Below are 18,831 nucleotides of genomic sequence, written 5' to 3'. Positions count from 1 at the left end.
GCAGTACGAGGGCCTGCGGTTCCTGGCAGACCACGACGGCGTCAGCCTGCGGTGACGGCGGTCTGTTCGGCCCCGCGTGCGGCCCGCGTCCGGTCGGCGCACACTGGAACTGTGTGGCCCTGACGGGGGCGGTTGCGCCATCACCAGGTTCGTTCAGCCGCGCGGAAGGCGCCCAGCGAGCACGTCGCGTGGCTCTTCAGCCGTGAAAGGCAAGTGTCGTTGACGAGGGATTGACCATGTCGGTGCCAGGTCGGCAAGCCGTACGCCTCCTGGTCGTGGCGCTCCTCGTCACTGTCGTCTCGCTCGCTGCGGCAGGGGCGCAGGCCACGGGCAGGTGCGGGACGGTACCCGTACAGAGGGTGGACATCGCGGGCGCATGGACTGCCGGGCAACTTACCCCTGATCGCGACTACTGCGACGTTTGCCCCTCGTGCCCTGAGTGTTCGGGCGAAGGGGAGGGAGACGTCGATCCCCCTCAGCCTCCTCCCCCTGAGCAGCCTCCTCCTCCGGAACAGCCTCCGCCGCCCGAACAACCTCCGGAAGTTCCTCCAGGAGTACCTCCCGAGGTCCCGCCGGGAGAACGTCCGGAAGTGCCTCCACCGGTACCGCCTGAAGTGCCTCCCCCACCACCCGGCTCTCCGGCCGTGCCACCCGGGGTCGAGCCTCCGGGCACCGATGGATCCGACACCGACGCCCCCGACACGGACGTCCCCGGCACCGAGGACCGGGCGCCGGACGGTGACGAGGAGTCCGGGGCCTTGCCGATCGTGCTCGTACTGCTGGGCACCGCGATGGTCACCACGGCCGCCGTGGTCGGCGTCCGTCACCGTGGTCCCCGCTGGGTACACCGTCATGTGCACGCCGTACTGCGCAGCGGCCCCGGCCTGGACAGCGTGCGCCAGATCCGCGGCCCGGATGGGTCGGACCGCACGGTGCGGCTGGAGCCTCGCCGCGACCCCGGCGAGCAGATCATCCAGGAGGAGGACGATCAATGACGACCGTGACGAGTCCCCCGGAACCCATGACCGTACGGGCCCTCCTGTTCGGAGAAGAGGGCGGGAGTACCGTCGACGCCCTCGCCGGTCATCTGCACGAGCGCGAGGTCGCCGAGACGCTGTCGGACGGTACGCGACGTGTGCCCGGTGCGGCAGGCCGCGCTGTCGAGCGTGAGATCGCGACCGTCGTCAACGGGTTCCTCGCCATGGATCTGCTCGACCTGCTGGGCGCGGGCTGGCGCAAGCACTCGGCTCTCACGGCAGCCGCTCGCCGTACCCACCGCGTCCCCGACAGCGAGGAGCTCGTCGCTCTGACGAGCCATCACATCACGTCGACCCACCGTCCTTGCGTCGACTTGATCATCGATGGCGTCAAGGCGGGGACGATCGACCTGGCGGTCACAGTCGACTTCGACCTCAACGGAGTTCTCGCCGTCGTCCGTGTCGCCCGTTTGGCCGCCCTGCGGTCCGGGGAGTGCACGGTGACGGGGACCCTGGAGATCCAGGAGAACACGGTGGCCAGCCGGTATCGCAGTCTCGATGTACCGGGCGCGATACGGCTCCGGTCGGGACTGCCTCTCCTCACCCCGGAACAACTCGCCTCCGCGAGCGGCCCCACCCCCGAGGCCATCGCGGCTGTGACCGGCTTCCGCACGTGGCTCGCGTCGCACGCCGAGGAGAACGCCGCACTCGGCGACCTGGCCCGGGCCAACCCCGAAACGCTGGAGAACCTGCTGAGGGCAGGGGAGCGCTACTGGGTCCGTACGCGGTAGGCCCGGAGCCGGAGGCCTCCTGTTCAAGAGGTGCCACCCCGCACCCGAGCAGCGGCACGCGGTAGCGCGTCGTCGACGCGGGCCCGCCGGCACCGTCGAACGCCGTGGCAGAGTGGTGGTATGTGCGGTCGTTACGCCTCAACCCGCGGTCCCCAGGACCTGACCCGGCTCTTCCATGTCACCGACTGGCTTCCCGACGAGACGCTGGCGCCCAGCTGGAACGTGGCTCCCACCGACACTGTCTACGCGATCCTCGATCGCGCCGGACGCGAGGAAGACGACGAGGTACGGCGCGAGCTGCGGCCACTGCGGTGGGGACTCGTCCCTTCCTGGGCCAAGGACCCGAAGGCCGGGGCCCGGATGATCAACGCCAGACTCGAGACAGTGCACGAGAAGCCCGCCTATCGTCGGGCCTTCGTCAAGCGGCGCTGCCTGCTGCCGGCCGACGGGTTCTACGAATGGGAGCCGCTCAAGGACGAAAGCACGGGCAGGACACGCAAGCAGCCGTACTTCATTCACCCCACCGATGAGCAGGTGATGGCCCTGGCCGGGTTGTACGAGTACTGGCGCGACCCCGAGATCGAGAACGGTGACGACCCGGCCGCCTGGCTCACCACCTGCACGATCATCACAACTGAGGCGACCGACGCGGCCGGCCGGGTACACCCCCGCATGCCGCTCGCCCTCACCCCGGACCACTACGACACCTGGCTCGACCCGCACCACCAGGACACCGACGATCTCCGTGCCCTGCTCACTCAGCCCGCAGGCGGCCGGCTCAACGCCCGCCCTGTGTCCACGGCCGTGAACAGCGTGCGCAACAACGGCCCCCATCTACTGGACGAGGTCGCCTGACCGCCCCCTGCCTGACGGCATCCGGTCACCGGACGAGCCGCCTGCGGGCCTTGCCAGTCCGGACCCCTCATAACCACACAGAGCCGCTCCCCCGAGGACATCGCCGCACGTGCCCGCGCGGTCACGGCGCCGATTCGCAGCCCTCGTCCCCGGCTCGCAGAGGTAACGCACCGTATCGACGCCGGTCGACCGTCACTCGACAGCGACATCACCGTCGGCTCCGGGCGGCGGCGTCATGCCGGGTGGACGAGGCGGCTTTCGTAGGCGAAGACCACTGCCTGTGTCCGGTCGCGGAGTTCGAGCTTCCGCAGGACCCGCCCCAGATGGGACTTCACCGTCGCCTCCGCGAGGTACAGGGCGGCCGCGATCTCGCTGTTGGACAGGCCGCGGCCCACCTGGACGAGCACCTCGCGCTCGCGGGCGGTGAGCCGTCGCAGCCACGCGTCGCGGTCGGCACTGCCGCCGTCGGGGATGTGCGGGCAGAAGTTCTCCAGCAGGCGGCGGGTGATCCGCGGGGAGACCACCGCGTCGCCTGCGGCCACGCTGCGTATCGCGGTGAGCAGTTCCTCGGGCCGGGTGTTCTTCAGCAGGAAGCCCGAGGCCCCGGCCTTGAGCCCGGCGAAGGCGTATTCGTCGAGGTCGAAGGTGGTGAGGATCAGCACTCTGCTCCGCGGGGAGACCCGGACGACCCGTCGGGTCGCCTCGATCCCGTCGCTTCCGGGCATCCGGACGTCCATGAGGACGACATCGGGACGCAGCTCCCGGGCGAGGCGGACGGCCTCCATGCCGTCCGCCGCCTCACCGACCGGCGCCATGTCGGGCTGGGCCTCCAGGATCGTGCTGAAGGCCATACGGAGCAGCGCTTCGTCGTCGGCGATCAGGATGCGGATCGTCATGCGGACGCCTCTCCGCTGCCGCCGATGTCGAGGCGGGCATGGACTCCCCAGCCGCCGCCCGGAAGCCATCCGGCGTGCAACGTCCCCCCGTGGGCGGCCGCGCGCTCGCGCATGCCGGGGATGCCGTGGCCGGGGTGTGTGGCGCCGGGGAAGGGCGGGCAGGGGCCGCTGTCGGTGACGTCCACTGTGACGGTCTCGGTCGAGCACCGTATCCGGACTTCCGCGTGTGTGCCGGGCGGTGTGTGCTTGAGGGTGTTGGTCAAGGCTTCCTGTACCAGGCGGTAGACGGTCAGTTGTACGGTGGCGGGTATGTGGGTGTGGCCGCCCCCGACCTCGAGTCGGGTCGGCAGCCCTGCGGCGGTCAACCGGTCGGCGAGGGCCTCCAGTTGTGCGATGCCGGGCAGCGGGTGGCGCTCCGCGTCCGGTTCGCCGGTCCCCAGGATCCCCAGGGAGCCGGTCAGAGCCTGCCGGCCCGTCTCGGAGATCCGGAGCATCAGGGTGGTGGCCTTGTCGGGCGACCGGTGCTGCGCGTAGACGGCGGCGTCGGTGAGGGCGACCATGACGGACAGGTTGTGGGTGACGATGTCGTGCATCTCCCGGGTGATCCGTGTCCTTTCCTCAGCTACGGCCAGCCGCGCCCTGGTCCGCACATTCACACCCAGGACTGCGGCAGCGACAACCATCGCGGTCGCCGCGACAAAGGGGGTCAGGAACGCGCCGTCCGGCACCCAGCGCAGACAGGCCAGCGCGACCCCTGCCTCCACGATGGCCCCGGCGACAAGCGTGCCGCGCCGGCCCGCGTTCGCGGCCACCGTGTAGAGCGCCACCAGCAAGGCGAGGTCCGCCAGCAGTTGGACGTCCATCAGCCACTGGACGAAGGCCGCGGCTGCCACGGCGCCGAACACCGTGAGCGGGGCCCGGCGCCGACCCACCAGAGGCAGCGCGAGGGCGGCGGTGAGGGCCACGGCCACCGGCAACTCCCGCTGTGCGCGCATGGTCATGACGTTGACGAGGAGAAGCGCAGGCAGCGGCACGTCCCACAGCAGGGGCGGCAGCCGGGAGCCCCGGCGCCGGGCGGCTCTCACGAGTCGCGCCGCTCGTACGGAGGCCGGGTCGGCGTACCTCGTCAGCCGTACTGCTGTCCTCGCCCGCCGCACCCGGTCCCGGTCGCGCACCGGGTGGGCCTCGCCGGGTTCCGCGGCGGCCTCGGTCATCACACGTCCCTGTCGATTCGGCGTCATAGTGGCGCGGCGCCGCCACCGCGTACAGCCGGAGCCGGGTCGGGTACGGGGAGCGCAAGCCCCCGCGCCCTCCAGCACGTACCGCCGCCCTGTCACGGTAGGCCGCGGGCCGGCGGAGCACATGAGTCCACCGTCGGACGGCACCGTGGCGGGATACGACCGCAGGATGAGTCCTGCTACCTCCCGTGGTCGCACATGCGCCGTTGACCTGGTGTCCTCGACTGCGACTCCGGTCGCAGAGGCGACAGGCCGGGATGCGACTGTGGTCACACAGGGCACATGCATCGGCTTGCGACTCCGGTTGCACGCGATGGCGACGCGGGACGGATGTGGCATCGCGTGCCCCGAGCCGAGGATGGCCGGGTGACCGAAATCATCACGGGACTGCACATGTCCCCCCTGGAAATACTCGGCTTGCCGGCTGCCGTCGCGCTCGTGGTGGCGCGCTGGCTTCCACCCGCGGCCCGCCCGCTCGTCACGATCGCGGCGGGGGCCGTTCTCGTGCTGTCCGCGATCGTTCTGAGCGTGGCGGGGATCCGCTGGCAGATGCTGCCGGTACTGACAGGCGCCGCCTTCGCGGTGCCGTTCGCCCTCTCTCCCCTTCTGCGACGCCGTACCGGCCGGCCGACGTGGCGGGCACGATGGTGGCTGGCGTTGCCAGGGTCGGTGGCCTGCGTCGGCCTGATCGCCATGGGGCCGGTCGCCGCCTGGGCCTTTCCCGTACCCGTGTTCCCCACGCCGTCAGGCGACTTCGCGGTCGGTACCCGTGTCGTGCAGTGGACCGACTCGCACCGCCCCGAGACCGCCACCGCCGATCCGCACGACCGGCGCACGGTCGTGGCCCAGCTCTGGTACCCCGCGCGGCAGAGCCCCGCCGGCGCGCAGCGGGCGCAGTACCTCGGACGTACGGAGCAGGAGGCGCGCACCGTCTCGGACGCCCTCGCGCGCTACGCCGGCCTGCCCGGCCTCCTGGTCGACGGCGTCCCGCGTGCCCGCACCCATTCCGTTTTCAACGCCCCGGTGGCCGACAAGGGCGGACGGTTCCCGGTCGTGCTGTTCTCTCCCGGGCTGGGCGGAGTGCGCACACAGAACACCGCCTGGGCGGAGGAACTGGCCAGCCACGGCTATGTGGTCGTCGCCCTCGACCATCCGTACGACTCCGCCGCCGTCGTCCTCGCAGACGGCCGAACGATCAACACCAAGATCGCCTCCACGGGCGACGACGACGAAGACGACAGACGGTCCACCGAAGCGACGAGAATTCGGGCGGCGGACCTCAGCTTCGGCCTCACTCAGCTGGGCCGTCTGGACCGAGGTGAGATCGCGGGCCCGCTGACCGGACGTCTGGACACCGGCCGAGTCGCGGTGACCGGCCACTCGCTGGGGGGTGGCGCCGCCCTGCAGGCAGCCCGCCAGGACCGCCGGGTCGACGCCGTCATCGATCTGGACGGCTACCCCCGCGACCCCGACCTGGGCTCCTTCGACCAGCCGGCGCTCGCGCTCACCCAAGCCATCACCCCGGAAACCGACTCGCGTTACATCCCCCGCCTCACCGAGGTCCTCAACCTCAGCACCGCGACGAGCTACCGGCTCACGATCCCCGGCGCCGCACACCTCACTTTCATGGACGCCCCTCTCTACCTGCCGCCTGTGCCCTCGATGGTCGGGTCCCTGGGCCGTACCGAGAGCCCGCGCGTCGTCGCCGCAGCCACTCTCGCCTTTCTGGACACCACTCTGCGGCACACACCAGGCGATCTGGCCGACGTTCTGTCGGCCTACGGCGACCTCCGCGTCCACCGCCCTGGGAACGGCCGCTGATCAGCTGAAGGGCTGCTGCCGCAGGGCCACCGGGCTTACGCGGGTACCGCTGCGCGACGAACCTCCCGGTGGTTGTCGGTCCGCCCGGCCGTGGTGATCGGCCTGCCGCTGCCCGGCAGCCGCGACGGCTGCCGGGCTTTCACCGAGTCCGGCGTCCACCGCGCGCTCCACGGCGCACCCGGCATCGACGACGGCGGCCACCAGGGCTCGGACGGACGGATCAGCGCAGTCCGGCGAAGAGATCGTTCTCGGGTACGGCCGCGCCGGTGGCGTCCTGGACACGTACGAAGGTCTCCATGCCCATCAACTCACCGAACCTCTCCTTGCCCATCTTGAGGAAGAAGATGTTCTCGCCCTGACTGGCGTGCGCGGCCAGTGCGTCGAACTTCTGACCGCTGAACGCGGTGGTGTCCACCCACGTGGTGATCTCGTCGTCGGGGAGACCGATCTCGGCCATCGCGGCGGCCTCGGCCGGATCCGGCTCCGGCATGTCCTCATGAAACTCGCGCATGATCTCGCCGAACCGCTGCATCATCGAGCGGGGCATCGTGGTCCAGTACACCTTGGGTGTCAGCGCGGTCATCTCCAGAGCCGCCATGGTGATGCGGTGGGCCTGGATGTGGTCGGGGTGGCCGTAGAAGCCGTTCTCGTCATAGGTGACGACCACGTCAGGCCGGTAGTGCCGCATGAGGTCCGCAAGTCGGGCCGCGCCTTCTTGCACGGGGGTCTGCCAGAAGGATCCGGGAGCGTCGTTGCTCGGCCAGCCCATCATCCCGGAGTCGGCATAGTCCAGCACCTCCAGATCGCTGATCTTCAGGACGTCACGGCTCGCTTCGAGCTCTTGACGGCGCATCGAGGCGACCGCCGCCGGATCATGCCCGGGGTCACCCGGTTTGACACCCCCCGGGCCGTCACCGCAACCGCCGTCGGTACACGTCACGAGAACCGTACGGATGCCTTCCGCCGCGTATCGCGCGAGGACCCCTCCGGTTCCGGTGGCCTCGTCGTCGGGGTGGGCGTGTACTGCCATGAGCGTCAAAGGCCGGTCAGTCATGAAACAGTCCTTCTGCATGAGTACGTCTTGGTCCGAGTGCGCGGCGGGCTCACCGCGATCCTGGGGACCGGATCCTGGTGGGGCGAACAACCTTGCGGTCTCCGTGCTCCCCCGCCCCTGCGGCGCCGGTCCCTCACTCGATGCAACCGCGCCGGCCGGACCGGTTGTTCCCGGCGCTTGGCCTTCCAGGCGGCGTCTCGACGTGAACGAGGCACAGGCGCGACTCGCACGTCTCAGCGCCGCGCCGGATCCGGCTCCCGTCCGGCACCAGTAGCGAGTTCCGACGAGAAACGGTGGCTGGCGGAAGTGATTCCGGCAGGTCTCACGCGTGGAGCCAGCCTTTGCCGACGGTCACCTCGCGTGCGGTACGACGCCACTGCCCCTCCCCTCCGGGCAAGGGCCAGGCCCAGGTCGGCTGTTCCGCGGTGTGCAGGTCGTGGAGGAGGCGGACGAGCTGTGGGCCGGCGGTGACCGCGCCGTCCGGGACGGTGGGACCGTGGAGGGCGCGGAGTCCGGCGAAGCGGGCCAGTTCGTACTCATAGGAGGCCACAGCGTCATCGATACGTGCGGCCAGGTCATCGCGCGGCACCGTGCGGTGCAACTGCAGCAACGGAGGCTCGATGGACTCGGCGATCGCCGCGGCGAGTCGTGCGTGACCGTCCAGGATCAGATGACAGTCCAGACCACTGACCCACCACAGCAGAACCGGTGGGAGCGTCCCCTCACGGGCCTGCTTTCGGTACGCCTTGACCCGGCCGTCGCACGGGCCCGGCATGGGCCGCAGCGGCAGAACCTCCCACGATGTGGAGTGGAGAAACCAGTCGATGTATCCGTCCGGATGGCCCTCGACGAGCATCGCGCTCCAGTACTCGGCATGCGAAGTGGCAGCGTGGCGCCAGCGCTGGAGCGGGCTCTCGCACGAGAGCAGCCACCGGCCCTCGTGCAACGGGCTCCCCGGCGAGTCGACGAGGTACTGCGCGAAGCGGTGAGCCCACCGTTCCGGGCTGCCCGACAGGGCACGCCCCACGTCGGCGCGCAGCGGTGGGACGAAGGAGCGGTATCCCTCGGTACGCCAGAAGTCCACGCCCTGGAGGGGCTCTTCGACAACGGCGAGCAGCACGGGCCGCGACCGCTGGGAGACCAGCAGTCGCGGCCCAGCGGTGAAAACGCACAGGTCCGGCTGGTGGCGGTCCTGCACGTCCAGGGACAGGCCCGCCCATGTGCCGTCGTCCCGCGTGACATCACTGCGCTGCATGCCGAGAGCGTAGACGGCTGCCACTGGGCGCTGCTCCCCCGCACGCTGGGGATGGTCTCACGACGGCGTCGGCCGCATCGCCTCCTTCCGCCCCGGTCACCTCGCGCATCTCCACGAGAACCATGCGAGCGAGCAGTGACGGTCAGCACGTTGCGGACGAAGTACACCGTCTCGTCCGGATGTCAGCGCTCCGGTTGCTTGGTTGTGTCTGTGTCGCGGTGCTGTCGTGCGTGGGCGCGGTGTTCGGTGGGGGTGGTTCCGTAGGCGTCGCGGAAGGTACGGCTGAAGGCGGCGGGGTTGGTGAAGCCCCAGCGGGCCGCAATCGCCTGGACGGTTCGGTGGTCCATTTCCGGGCGGGCGAGGTCGGTGTGGCAGCGTTCGAGGCGTTGGCGTCGGATGACTCCCGCGATGCTGGCGGGCTCGCCGTCGAAGAGTGTGTAGAGCGTGCGCAGAGAGATGTTGTGCCGTTCGGCGATCGTGCGAGGGGAGAGATCGGGGTCGCCGAGGTTGTGCGCGATGAAACGCAGGATGCGCTGCAGCATCAGCTGGGACCGCGCCTCGACCGGCGCCTCGTCCAGAGAGTGCAGATGTTGGGCAAGGCACGCGGTGACCAGGTCGATCGTGGCGGATCCCATGGAAAGAAGTGCCTCCGCTCCGCAGTGCGCGCTTTGGGCATGGAGGGTGCGCAGGAACCCGGCGAGGACCGCGGCCGCTCCCTTGTGGGCAGGGAGCCGACGCACCAGGAGTGGCTCAAGCCTGCGAGGGGACAGCGGCAGGGCGGACCGCGGTATCTGCAGCGTCATGGCGTGGATCGGGTCGCCGTCGGAGATGCATTCGGTCAGCATGGGGCGGGAAGTGTTGGTCAGTACGAAGTCACCCTCCACCAGCGCTTCCCGGCCCTCCTGGGAGACACGGAAGCTGCCCCGGGACACCAGTACGAGTTGGTAACCCTCGGGATCGCCCTGCCGGATGTGTCGCGCGGACCGCCAAGCCCGCACTGGGGAGAACTCGAACGCCGACAGCGCCGCGAGGCCGAGTGGCACGTCTTGGATGTCTGCGTGGAAGTCGTCCTGCCGGTCACTGCTCAGCGACAGGGGCATGACCTCGTTGGAAACGGTTTCCAGGAACCATTCGAACCTGTCTGTCGGCGGCACGACGGAGGCCGACGCCCTCGAACTGCCCACAGAACCCCCGATACGCGTCACGCCAAGAACAAGCCAGCCCGGCCAGATCATCTCATGATCCGAATCTGGGCTTCGAGCCTCGGAGACGAACCTTCGCGCGTCGCTGATGCGGCTGCTGCACCATCGAGGCCACTGGAGTTGCCGTGCCTCCGGGCCGGCGCCCTGCGGCCCACCGGCCGGATCCATGCGTTGCGGTCAAGCCGCCTGCACAGAATGCGAAGGCACTCCGCACACCGTGCACACCGCGACCGCAGCCACACGATGTCTAATCAAGCGTCGAAACGGCGTGACGGCACCGTTGGGAAGAGCAGGGCACGACCTCCTGCTCCGAGTGATTGTCGCGCCTCGTTTCGCGTGCTGTGCTGCAGGGGATGACCAGGGCCGGGGGGTGGGTGCGCGTGCGCGGGAGTGTGTGGTGCGTTTCGGGCCGCTTGCCTTTGGAGTTACTGGGTTGGCATGCGGCAGATGCTCGCGTAGCACCGCACATGACGCCGCGCCCGGGGAGGGCTTCGACGGACCGGGGGTGGCGAGGCTCCTCGCCCGGCTGCCCGCAGCTCCGTTGCGCCGACCGCACCGTCCGGTGGATCGCGGAGGACAGCGCCCCCGACCGCTGGGGTCCGCGCACCGCGCGCTGACGCGACCACGGCAGCCGCCAGCCTTCTCCGGCATTGACGGCGCACGATCACGACCTCGTCCTGCTCTCGAAGCAGGACCAACTCGACCACGAAAGTCTCATCTTGCCTTCATACACGTCTGCCTCCGTACATCTCACTCCGCTGCCGCACGCCTCGATCGCCGAGGCCGCCGCATGGCATCAGGTCGTCGCAGCCTCGATGGCCCATGACCTTCCCGGCGTACCGGCCCCGGACCCCGCACAGGTCCACGCCCGGCTCACCCAGCCCGCGCTGGGCAGCCACCGGCTGAGCTGGCTGGCCACGGGGCCGGACGGGGAACCCGTAGGAGTTGCCGGCCTGCGGGTGTTCACGTCCCAGGGCCAGGAGCACCTGTCCGAACTGGAACTGCACGTCGACCCCGCGCACCGGCGCCTGGGAATCGGCTCCCTCCTGCTGTCGCAGGTCGTGGCGGCCTGTCACGCCGAGAACCGGCGCAGCCTCATCGCCGCAGCCGCGGCCGACGGCCCGGGTGAGGCCTTCAGCGAACGGCGGGGATTCAGCCGGGCGCTCGCCCTCGATCATCTCCTGCTCCGCCTCGACGAGCTGCCCGATGCGGACCTGCCAGTCACCGCTGATGCCGCGCCTCCTGGTTACCGGCGGGCCGGCTGGACCGGCACGGTTCCCGACGAGTACGCCGACGCCTTCGCCTCGGCCAAGACCGCCATGAACGACATGCCCGTCGGTGACATGGACTACGGCAGCGTGGCCTGGGACGCGGACCGCGTGCGCGCCATGGCCAAGGTGGTCGCCGACCGCGGCGACACCCTGCTGACCCTCGCCGCGGTCCACGCCGACGGCACCATGGCCGGCTACACCGAAGTCCTGCTCCCTCAGGGGTCCGGGCCGCGTGCCCAGCAGTACGACACGGCGGTCGTGCCCGCCCATCGCGGTCACGGCCTGGGGCTGTGGGTCAAGACCGCCATGGTGCGGCGCCTGCGCGCCGAACATCCCGACGTCGTCGAGATCGAGACGGACAACGCCGAGGACAACGTCCACATGCTGGCCGTCAACCACCGTCTGGGGTTCCGCTCCTACCGGCGCACCCTCGAGTTCCGGCTCGACCTGCCCTCGGCCTGATCCCCCGCGCCCGCACTCGCTTGCGGACCGGCGAAGGCGCGCAGACCTCAGGAGAGCCGGCCGAACCACTGCCGCCATGTGACGCCACGCACCGCTGGGCCCGGACGCTTCGACCCGTACGGCTTCCTCCCCTTCCGCGGTGCGCTGCCGGCCCGCACGCCTCCGAAGCAGTACGCACTGAGCAACCCGCCGACGTCTCCGCCTCCACCCACCACGAACACTCTCCGAGGAGCTGCCATGCACGTGTCCGCGTCCACCCTTTCCCTGACCGTCGCCGACGTCGACGCCTCCCGCGACTTCTTCCTCACCCACCTCGGCTACGCAGTGGCCATGGCCGACGACGGCTTCTGTTCGCTGACCCGCCAGGACGCCGGCGTCGACATCGTCCTGCTCCGCAAGGGGACCCAGGTCCTGCCCGCCGAGCAGCGAGACCGGGAGGCGGGCGGGCTGATCGTCGCGCTCACGGTCAGCGGCCTCGCCGCGGAGGAGGCACGGCTGCGTGCCGCCGGCGCCCCCATCACCATGCCGCTGCGGGAAGAGCCCTGGGGCGAGCGCCTGTTCCAGCTGACCGACCCCAACGGTGTCGTCGTCCAGCTCGTCGAATGGGCCGTCCCGGACAGCGGCACGGACGGGGTCGAAGCCACCGCCGTACGGGTCGTCACTCCTTCGGCTGACGACGCCACCCTCTCCCCGAACGCCACCATGACACGCCTCGCGGCCCCCAGCCGCGGCAGTGCCGAGCTCAGTACCTGGACGGTCGCTATGGACGCCGGCGCGACCGGACCCGAGCATTCCATCAGCCGCGAGCAGGTCTGGACGGTCACGGCGGGCGCCTTGGAAGTGACCTGTGACGGCCGCACCGAGAAGGTCCTGGCCGGCCAGAGCCTGATCCTGCCGCCGGCCGTCGTCCGCCGTATCCACGCTCCGGAGCGGGCCGAGGCGCATGTCGCGATGCGAGCCGACGGAGTCGCCTCGGTGCCCGACACCGAAGGCACCCGCGAACTTCCCTGGGCGCGGTGACAACGACCGCCGTACATTCGCTCGTCCCCCGACGGCTCCGGCCGATCCGGAGCCGTACCGCACCACCCGCCGGCCAAGGCCGGCGACCACAGAAACGAGAACGACGAAATGCGTGCGCTGATCATGACCTACGGGTCACGAGGCGACATCATGCCGCTGGCCGCCCTCGCGGCACAGCTGCGGGACCTCGGCGCGGACGTGCGCGTGTGCGCGCCTCCGGACGAGGAGTTCGCCCACCTCCTGGCCGGTGCAGGTGTGGAGCACGTGCCGTTCGGCCGGCCGGTGCGCCCTTTGGTGACCGGCGCGCCGCCGTCACCCGGCTTCGCCACCGAGTTCGCCGCCGAGCTGGTCGCGGAGCACTTCCACACGGTCGCCGCAGCCGCCGAGGGGTGCGACGTGCTGGTGGCGAGCGGCCTGATGCCGGCCGGCGCGCGGTCGGTGGCCGAGAAGCTGGGAATCCGCTACGTATACGCCTGCTTCCACCCCTTCGAGATGCCGTCGGCGCACTTCTCGCCGTCGCCGCGACCGGGCCCACCGCTGTCGACCGACGCGATCGACATGTCCGACAGCCGGGCCCTGTGGGACGTGGACGTGCGGAAGGTGAACGCGCTGTACCTCGGGCCGCTGAACAGCCACCGGGCGGAGATCGGGCTGCCGCCGGTGGACAACGTTCGCGACCATGTCTTCGGCGACCGGCCGTGGCTGGCGGCGGATCCGGTTCTGGGGCCGTGGCAGGGCCTGACGGACCTGCACCTCGTGCAGACCGGCGCGTGGATCCTGCCCGACGTACGCCCGCTGCCGGACGACCTGGAGCAGTTCCTGGACGCCGGGACACCGCCCGTGTACGTGGGCTTCGGCAGCATGCCCATGCGCACCGCGACGGACGTCGCCCGCGTCACCGTCGAAGCGGTTCGCGCCCAGGGCCGGCGCGTACTCGTCTCGCGTGGCTGGGCCGACCTGGGTGTGGTCGACGACGCGGACGACTGCTTCGCCGTCGGTGACGTCAACCACCAGGCGCTGTTCCGCCGGGTGGCCGCGGTCGTCCATCACGGCGGCGCGGGCACGACGACGACGGCCGCCCGGGCCGGCGCCCCCCAAGTGGTGGTTCCCCAGTTCGTGGATCAGCCCCACTGGGCCGCTCGGGTCGCCGACCTGGGCATCGGCGCGGCTCACGACGGTCCGAACCCGACCCTCGCCTCTCTGTCGGCCGCTCTCCGGACGGCCCTGGCCCCCGAGACGGAAGCACGGGCCAAGGCCGTCGCCGGGACGATCCGTCCGGACGGGGCCGCGGTGGCCGCGAAGATGCTCCTCGACACGGCGAACTCCGCGCCACTGAGTCGTGAAGAGATCTCCGGCATCGCGCATGCCGATCACCCGATCAAGGCTCCGCTCGACGACGAGTCGGTCGGCCGGCTGCTCGGACACGGCCTCCCGCGGGGCGACGAGCGGGTCCTCGACCTCGGATGCGGTACGGCGGAATGGCTTCTGCGTGCCCTCGCGACGCGCCCCCGCCTGCACGCTGAGGGCGTCGACGTCTCCGAGGTCGCCCTGCGGCAGGCCCGACGGACGGCGAGCGCACTCGGGGTCGAGGGCCGTATGGTGCTCCACCACCGGGAAGCCGCCGACTTCACATCGCCGCAGCCCTTCGACCTGGTGATCAGCGTCGGCGCCACGCATGCCTTCGGCGGTCTTCTCCCCACCCTCGCGGCGGCCCGCGAGCACCTGGCCCCCGGAGGCCGCGTCCTGATCGGTGAGTCGTTCTGGGACCGCGACCCGTCAGCCGCGGCCGTCGAGGCGTTCGGTGACCTCGCCGATCTGGCGACCACGGTGGACCACGTCGTCGCCGACGGATGGACCCCCGTCCACGGCCATGTCAGCACCCGCAGCGAGCTGGACGCCTACGAGTGGGCCTGCTGGGGCTCCCTGGCCTCCTGGGCACTCGACCACCCCGCCGATCCGGCCGGCACCCAGGCGCTGAAAGCGGCCACCGCCGCACGTTCACAGTGGCTGCACGGATACCGGGACAGCTTCGGATTCCTCTGCCTGGTCCTGCGCCGAACACCCGACACGACGGAAAAGTGAGCACACCCATGCAACCCACGTTCGTACTCGTACACGGAGCCTTCGCGAACTCCTTCTCCTTCGCACCGCTGCAGGCCGAACTCGGCCTCCTCGGGCACCGTTCGGTCGCCGTCGATCTGCCCGGTCACGGGTTCCAGGCGACCTTCACCCGCGCCTACCAGGCACCGCAGGACCCCGATGGGCTCGCCACCGCGCCCGGCTCGATCAAGGGCGTCACGCTCGCCGACAACGCCGCGCACCTCATCGGGATACTCGAGCGGGCCAAGCGGAACGGCCCCGTGATCCTCGTCGCCCACAGCCGCGGCGGCGTCACGGCCACCGCGGCGGCCAACGCCCGCCCGGACCTGATCGACCGCGTCGTCTACGTCTCGGCCTGGTGCCCGGTCCACCTCGACATCAACGGCTACTACGGCGAGCCGGAGATGGCCACGGTCGACCCCGCCGCCTTCGCTTCGGCGCTGGCCGGGAACCCCGCCGACCTCGGCCTCCTCCGCGTCAACTTCCGCACCGCGAACGCGGACTCGCTCGCGGCGTTCAAGGCGGCCTTCTTCGCGGACGGCACCGACGAGCAGTTCCTCACCTTCCTGAACACCTTCCAGCCCGACGAGAACCTGGACGCCGGCACCTCCGCCGACCGGGCGCAGGCCGCGACCTGGGGCCGCATCCCCAAGACCTACATCCGCCTGGCCCACGACACGAGCCTGCCTCTCGCCCTCCAGGACCGCCTGATCCGCGAGGGCAACGAACTGACGCCCGACAACCCGTACGACGTCCGCACACTGGAGGGCAGTCACCTGAAGTGGCTGGCCGACCCCGCGCCGGCTGCCGGCGTTCTGGGCGAACTCGCCACACTGCCGGCCCCGGCCCCCCGGCCGTGACCGGACCGGCCTGACCGGCCCGAATCCCGTCGACGGGGGCGAGTTGGCTTGAGGGTCTGATCGATCACCCAGTGCATCGCGTTCGTCCCTGTCCGACGGGATCCCGGGTCATCACCCGCCGCACCGGGCCGACGGAGCGTCCCAGCCAAATGTGTCCGAAGCCGAGTTCGCGTGTTCCGGCAGACACAGTGGTGCGCGGGCACCGGCGGCACGGGCGACACCGGTCCGCCGCCCGTCGGTCCCGCCGGCGTGGAAGCGGCCGCCTCCCCGGAGGAGGCGGCCGCTTGGGCGCCGTCAGGCGTTCCCGTCGGACCGGTCGGCTCAGACGCGGTCCTGGACGACGGTGGACCAGTCGTAGACGCCCGCCACGCTGCCGTCGGCCCGCAGGGCCTCCAGCGTGTAGAAGTAGGTGTCACCCCGGGCCGCGGTGCCATCCGTGTAGGTGCGCGTCCCCGGCGCGAGCAGGCCGTCGTGCAGGGGCTCGTACGCCTCGGTCGCCGGGTTCCACCGGTTGACCCGGTAGCCCGTGACCGGCGGGCACAGCGTGGCGCTCTCGCACCTCCAGTTGGCCGTGGGCCCGTAGCCGCCGCTCGTCACCGTGTCGTGGGACACGAGGCCGAACGGCCAGTCGCGGTGGACCGGCACGGACGGCCGGACGTCGAGCTCGGTGGCAGACACGTGGGTGACGCCTGGGCCGCCCGGCTGCAACCCGTTGCCCCAACGGTCCTTGGCGACGACCGCGTAGACGTACGTCTCACCGTCCGGCAGGCCGCCGCAGAGGACGGCGAGCGGGTCGCTCACGCCCTCCCGGCAGTCGTAGCCGCGCCACTTGATCGTGCCGTCGTCCTCCCGGACGCCGGTCCAGACGTAGTACTGCTCGATGTCGTCCTCCGTCGAGGCGGCCCAGCTCACCAGCACGCCGTCCTTGCGCGGGGTGGCCTTCACGCCGGTGACCGGGGCGGGTGCCACCCGGTCGCCGGTGCGGACGGTGACCGGACCGGAGTACTCGGACTCGTTGCCGGCCGCGTCGACCGCGGTGACCGCGTAGGTGTAGTGCGCGCCCCGGTCCATGCCGGTGTCCCCGCACTGGCCCTCCATCGGGTCGGAGCCCTGGACGTTGTACTCCGTGCACGTCACGCGGGTGAGCCGGTCCGGGTCGAACGTGGTGCCCGGGGAACGGTAGACGCGGAAGTGGCCGCCGTTGTCGTGGTCCTGGAAGAACTCGCCCGGCATGTTCCAGTAGATCCGCGTGGTGCCCACGTCGGCGGACGCGGTGATGTGGGTCGGGGCCTCCGGCGGGGTCCGGTCGACGCCGTCGCCGGTCGCCGTGGCGGAGAACGCGCCCGCGTTGCCCAGCTCGTCGAACGCGCGGACCTGGTAGTACCGGTTCTTGTTCACCGGCGCGGTCCGGTCCTCGTACATCGCCCCGCTGGTGCTGCCGAGCAGCGTGAACGGGCCGGTGTCCGTGTCGGACGCGTGGACCTCGTAACGGTCGGCGTCGGCGACATCGTCCCAGCGCAGGGTGTTGATGTACGAGTCACCCTGGACCGTGATCCCCGTCGGCGCCGCAGGACCGGTGCGGTCCACGGTCGCGGCGGTGACGTCGACGCTGCCCGCGGACTCGCGGCCGGCCTTGTCGACGGCGCGGACCTCGTACAGGAACGTCTGGCCCGTGGCGGGCGTCGCGTCCACGAAGGACGGGGAGGTGAGCGGCGACGAGCCGCTGACCTTCGCCCACGCGGTGGTGCTTAGCCGGCGGTACACGCGGTAACCGGCGAGATCCATCTCCTTGTTCGCGGCCCAGCGCAGGGTGGTCTTCGTGGTGTCCCTGCTGTACGCGGCGGTCAGCCCGGCCGGGGCGAGCGGCTTGACCGTGTCGACGGCGGCCTCGGTGCGCGGAGTGTACGTGAAGGTGGCGTTGGCGACGCCGGTCCAGGCGACGTAGTCCACGCGGATCGTGTGCTTGCCGGCCGACAGGGTCAGGTCGACGGTCTTGCGGGCGGTGGTGGAGACGTTCTTCCACAGGTCGACCTTCCGCTCGCCGTCGACGTAGACGCGCATGCCGTCCTGTGTGGCGGCGGAGAGCCGGAAGGGTCCGCCGGAGCCGAAGTCGCGGGTGAGGGACCAGCGGACCGAGAAGTTGTCCTTGGGCAGCGTGACGCCGGCCGGGTCACCGGACCCGTAGTTCTCGCTGATGGCGGAGTCGCAGGCGGTCAGCTTCGGCGTGCCGCTGAAGGTGGGGTTGCCGAAGTACTGCGCCTTCCAGACGGTAGAGGTACAGGTGACGGCCGCGGAGGCCGGGGTGGCGGTGATCAGGCCGCCGGTGGCGGCGAGGGCGGCTGTAGCGGCCAGCGCCGTCAGTCGGGTACGAGTCATCACAGAGAAAAGGCCCCTTCCGGACCAAAGCGGATCACGCGAAACGTCAGACGCCTGTGTGACTCATGACGTGGGGGCGGGGTTGCCCCGCCCCCGCACATTTGTTCGCGGGAACATCCGGACTGTGGGACCCGTCCCGACCGCTCATCCGTCGCGGACGGCCAGGGCCGGCGCCAGGCGGAGGGGGCGGCTGTCCGAGATCAGCATGCGCTGGGCGTATCCGGCAAGGGGGGTCCGTTCAAGCGCCCGGGAGGAAGAGGCAGAACAAGTGGCCGTGAGGGTCACGGAGGACCCGGACATCCGTCTGCGGCTGGTGCTCCTCCAGCGTCGCACCCAAGGCGCAGGCCCGCTCGGTCTCCGCATCCAAGTCGTCGACCTGCAGGTCCACATGGGCCTGCATCTGCTGCGTGCCCGGGCGTTGCGGCCACACTGGGGGCGTGTGGTCGGCTTCCATCTGGAAGCTGAGACTGGGGCGCTCCTGTTCGGGAGCCCGCAGTCGGACCCACTCCGGCTCCCGCTCCACTTCCTCCCAGCCCAGCAGGGCGCGGTAGAAATCGGCCAGGGCGGGCGGATCGGGGGTACCGAGAACAAAGGCACCGAGCATCGTCGTCATGCCCCCACCTTGCCCCCGAGGCACGCCCCCATGCGTCCAC

15 protein-coding genes and 1 pseudogene are annotated in these 18,831 nt (G+C 70.7%); 9 read left to right on the top strand and 7 right to left on the bottom strand.

Annotated elements, in window-relative coordinates; all coding sequences use genetic code 11:
* Positions 1–644: 644 nt before the first annotated feature.
* The 3 genes from E2E34_RS04245 to E2E34_RS04235 all read left to right on the top strand — a co-directional run bounded on the left by E2E34_RS04245 (position 645) and on the right by E2E34_RS04235 (position 2,623).
* On the top strand, positions 645–995 hold the full coding sequence (locus tag E2E34_RS04245; RefSeq protein WP_167518203.1) for a hypothetical protein: 351 nt from the start codon (positions 645–647) through the stop codon (positions 993–995).
* Entirely contained in the window at positions 992–1,768 is a 777-nt protein-coding gene (locus E2E34_RS04240; RefSeq protein WP_138900543.1) for a hypothetical protein, read from the top strand. The genes E2E34_RS04245 and E2E34_RS04240 overlap by 4 nt, the downstream gene beginning before the upstream one ends.
* A gap of 120 nt (positions 1,769–1,888) precedes the next feature.
* Positions 1,889–2,623, top strand: a complete 735-nt coding sequence (locus E2E34_RS04235) for an SOS response-associated peptidase (RefSeq protein ID WP_138900542.1) — start codon at positions 1,889–1,891, stop codon at positions 2,621–2,623.
* 233 nt (positions 2,624–2,856) lie between these two features.
* Here E2E34_RS04235 and E2E34_RS04230 read toward each other — a convergent pair whose 3' ends face one another.
* Positions 2,857–3,519, bottom strand: a complete 663-nt coding sequence (locus E2E34_RS04230; protein WP_138900541.1) for a response regulator — start codon at positions 3,517–3,519, stop codon at positions 2,857–2,859.
* A complete protein-coding gene (locus E2E34_RS04225; protein ID WP_138900540.1) occupies positions 3,516–4,733 on the bottom strand; it encodes a sensor histidine kinase in 1,218 nt (405 codons plus the stop codon). The genes E2E34_RS04230 and E2E34_RS04225 overlap by 4 nt, the downstream gene beginning before the upstream one ends.
* Before the next feature lie 354 nt (positions 4,734–5,087).
* Here E2E34_RS04225 and E2E34_RS04220 point away from each other — a divergent pair, with 354 nt between their 5' ends.
* Positions 5,088–6,578: an alpha/beta hydrolase family protein gene (locus E2E34_RS04220; RefSeq protein WP_138900539.1), complete on the top strand. Its 1,491-nt coding sequence runs from the start codon at positions 5,088–5,090 to the stop codon at positions 6,576–6,578.
* 220 nt (positions 6,579–6,798) lie between these two features.
* On the opposite strand, the gene E2E34_RS04215 is transcribed toward E2E34_RS04220, so the two are convergent.
* From E2E34_RS04215 to E2E34_RS04205, 3 genes are all read right to left on the bottom strand, one after another.
* Positions 6,799–7,632, bottom strand: a complete 834-nt coding sequence (locus tag E2E34_RS04215) for a PIG-L family deacetylase (RefSeq protein WP_138900538.1) — start codon at positions 7,630–7,632, stop codon at positions 6,799–6,801.
* A gap of 322 nt (positions 7,633–7,954) precedes the next feature.
* Entirely contained in the window at positions 7,955–8,887 is a 933-nt protein-coding gene (locus E2E34_RS04210; protein ID WP_138900537.1) for a hypothetical protein, read from the bottom strand.
* 182 nt (positions 8,888–9,069) lie between these two features.
* Entirely contained in the window at positions 9,070–10,122 is a 1,053-nt protein-coding gene (locus tag E2E34_RS04205; RefSeq protein ID WP_208765142.1) for an AraC-like ligand-binding domain-containing protein, read from the bottom strand.
* 686 nt (positions 10,123–10,808) lie between these two features.
* Between E2E34_RS04205 and E2E34_RS04200 the strand changes: the two genes are divergently transcribed.
* The 5 genes and pseudogenes from E2E34_RS04200 to E2E34_RS04185 all read left to right on the top strand — a co-directional run bounded on the left by E2E34_RS04200 (position 10,809) and on the right by E2E34_RS04185 (position 15,802).
* Positions 10,809–11,822, top strand: a complete 1,014-nt coding sequence (locus E2E34_RS04200; RefSeq protein ID WP_244315508.1) for a GNAT family N-acetyltransferase — start codon at positions 10,809–10,811, stop codon at positions 11,820–11,822.
* A gap of 237 nt (positions 11,823–12,059) precedes the next feature.
* Entirely contained in the window at positions 12,060–12,842 is a 783-nt protein-coding gene (locus E2E34_RS04195; protein ID WP_138900535.1) for a VOC family protein, read from the top strand.
* 108 nt (positions 12,843–12,950) lie between these two features.
* A pseudogene (locus E2E34_RS35270) lies at positions 12,951–14,162 on the top strand (glycosyltransferase); the annotation flags it as partial.
* A gap of 12 nt (positions 14,163–14,174) precedes the next feature.
* A complete protein-coding gene (locus E2E34_RS35265; RefSeq protein ID WP_167518208.1) occupies positions 14,175–14,924 on the top strand; it encodes an SAM-dependent methyltransferase in 750 nt (249 codons plus the stop codon).
* An 8-nt stretch (positions 14,925–14,932) separates the two neighbouring features.
* Positions 14,933–15,802 carry an alpha/beta fold hydrolase gene (locus E2E34_RS04185; protein ID WP_208765141.1) on the top strand — a complete coding sequence of 290 codons (870 nt, stop codon included), beginning with the start codon at positions 14,933–14,935 and terminating at the stop codon, positions 15,800–15,802.
* A gap of 321 nt (positions 15,803–16,123) precedes the next feature.
* Here E2E34_RS04185 and E2E34_RS04180 read toward each other — a convergent pair whose 3' ends face one another.
* Both E2E34_RS04180 and E2E34_RS04175 read right to left on the bottom strand, forming a co-directional pair.
* Positions 16,124–18,178, bottom strand: coding sequence for a PA14 domain-containing protein (locus E2E34_RS04180; RefSeq protein ID WP_138900532.1), 2,055 nt, complete (start codon positions 18,176–18,178; stop codon positions 16,124–16,126).
* Positions 18,179–18,416: 238 nt separating this feature from the next.
* The gene (locus E2E34_RS04175; protein ID WP_138900531.1) at positions 18,417–18,791 is read right to left on the bottom strand and encodes a VOC family protein; all 375 of its coding nucleotides are present in this window, start codon (positions 18,789–18,791) and stop codon (positions 18,417–18,419) included.
* Positions 18,792–18,831: the final 40 nt, after the last annotated feature.

The sequence above is a fragment of the Streptomyces albidochromogenes genome, assembly GCF_005981925.1.
In the GTDB taxonomy this organism is placed as follows: Bacteria; Actinomycetota; Actinomycetes; order Streptomycetales; family Streptomycetaceae; genus Streptomyces; species Streptomyces albidochromogenes.
Note: the sequence above shows the minus strand (reverse complement) of the source record. Positions and strands in the feature narration are given on the sequence as shown.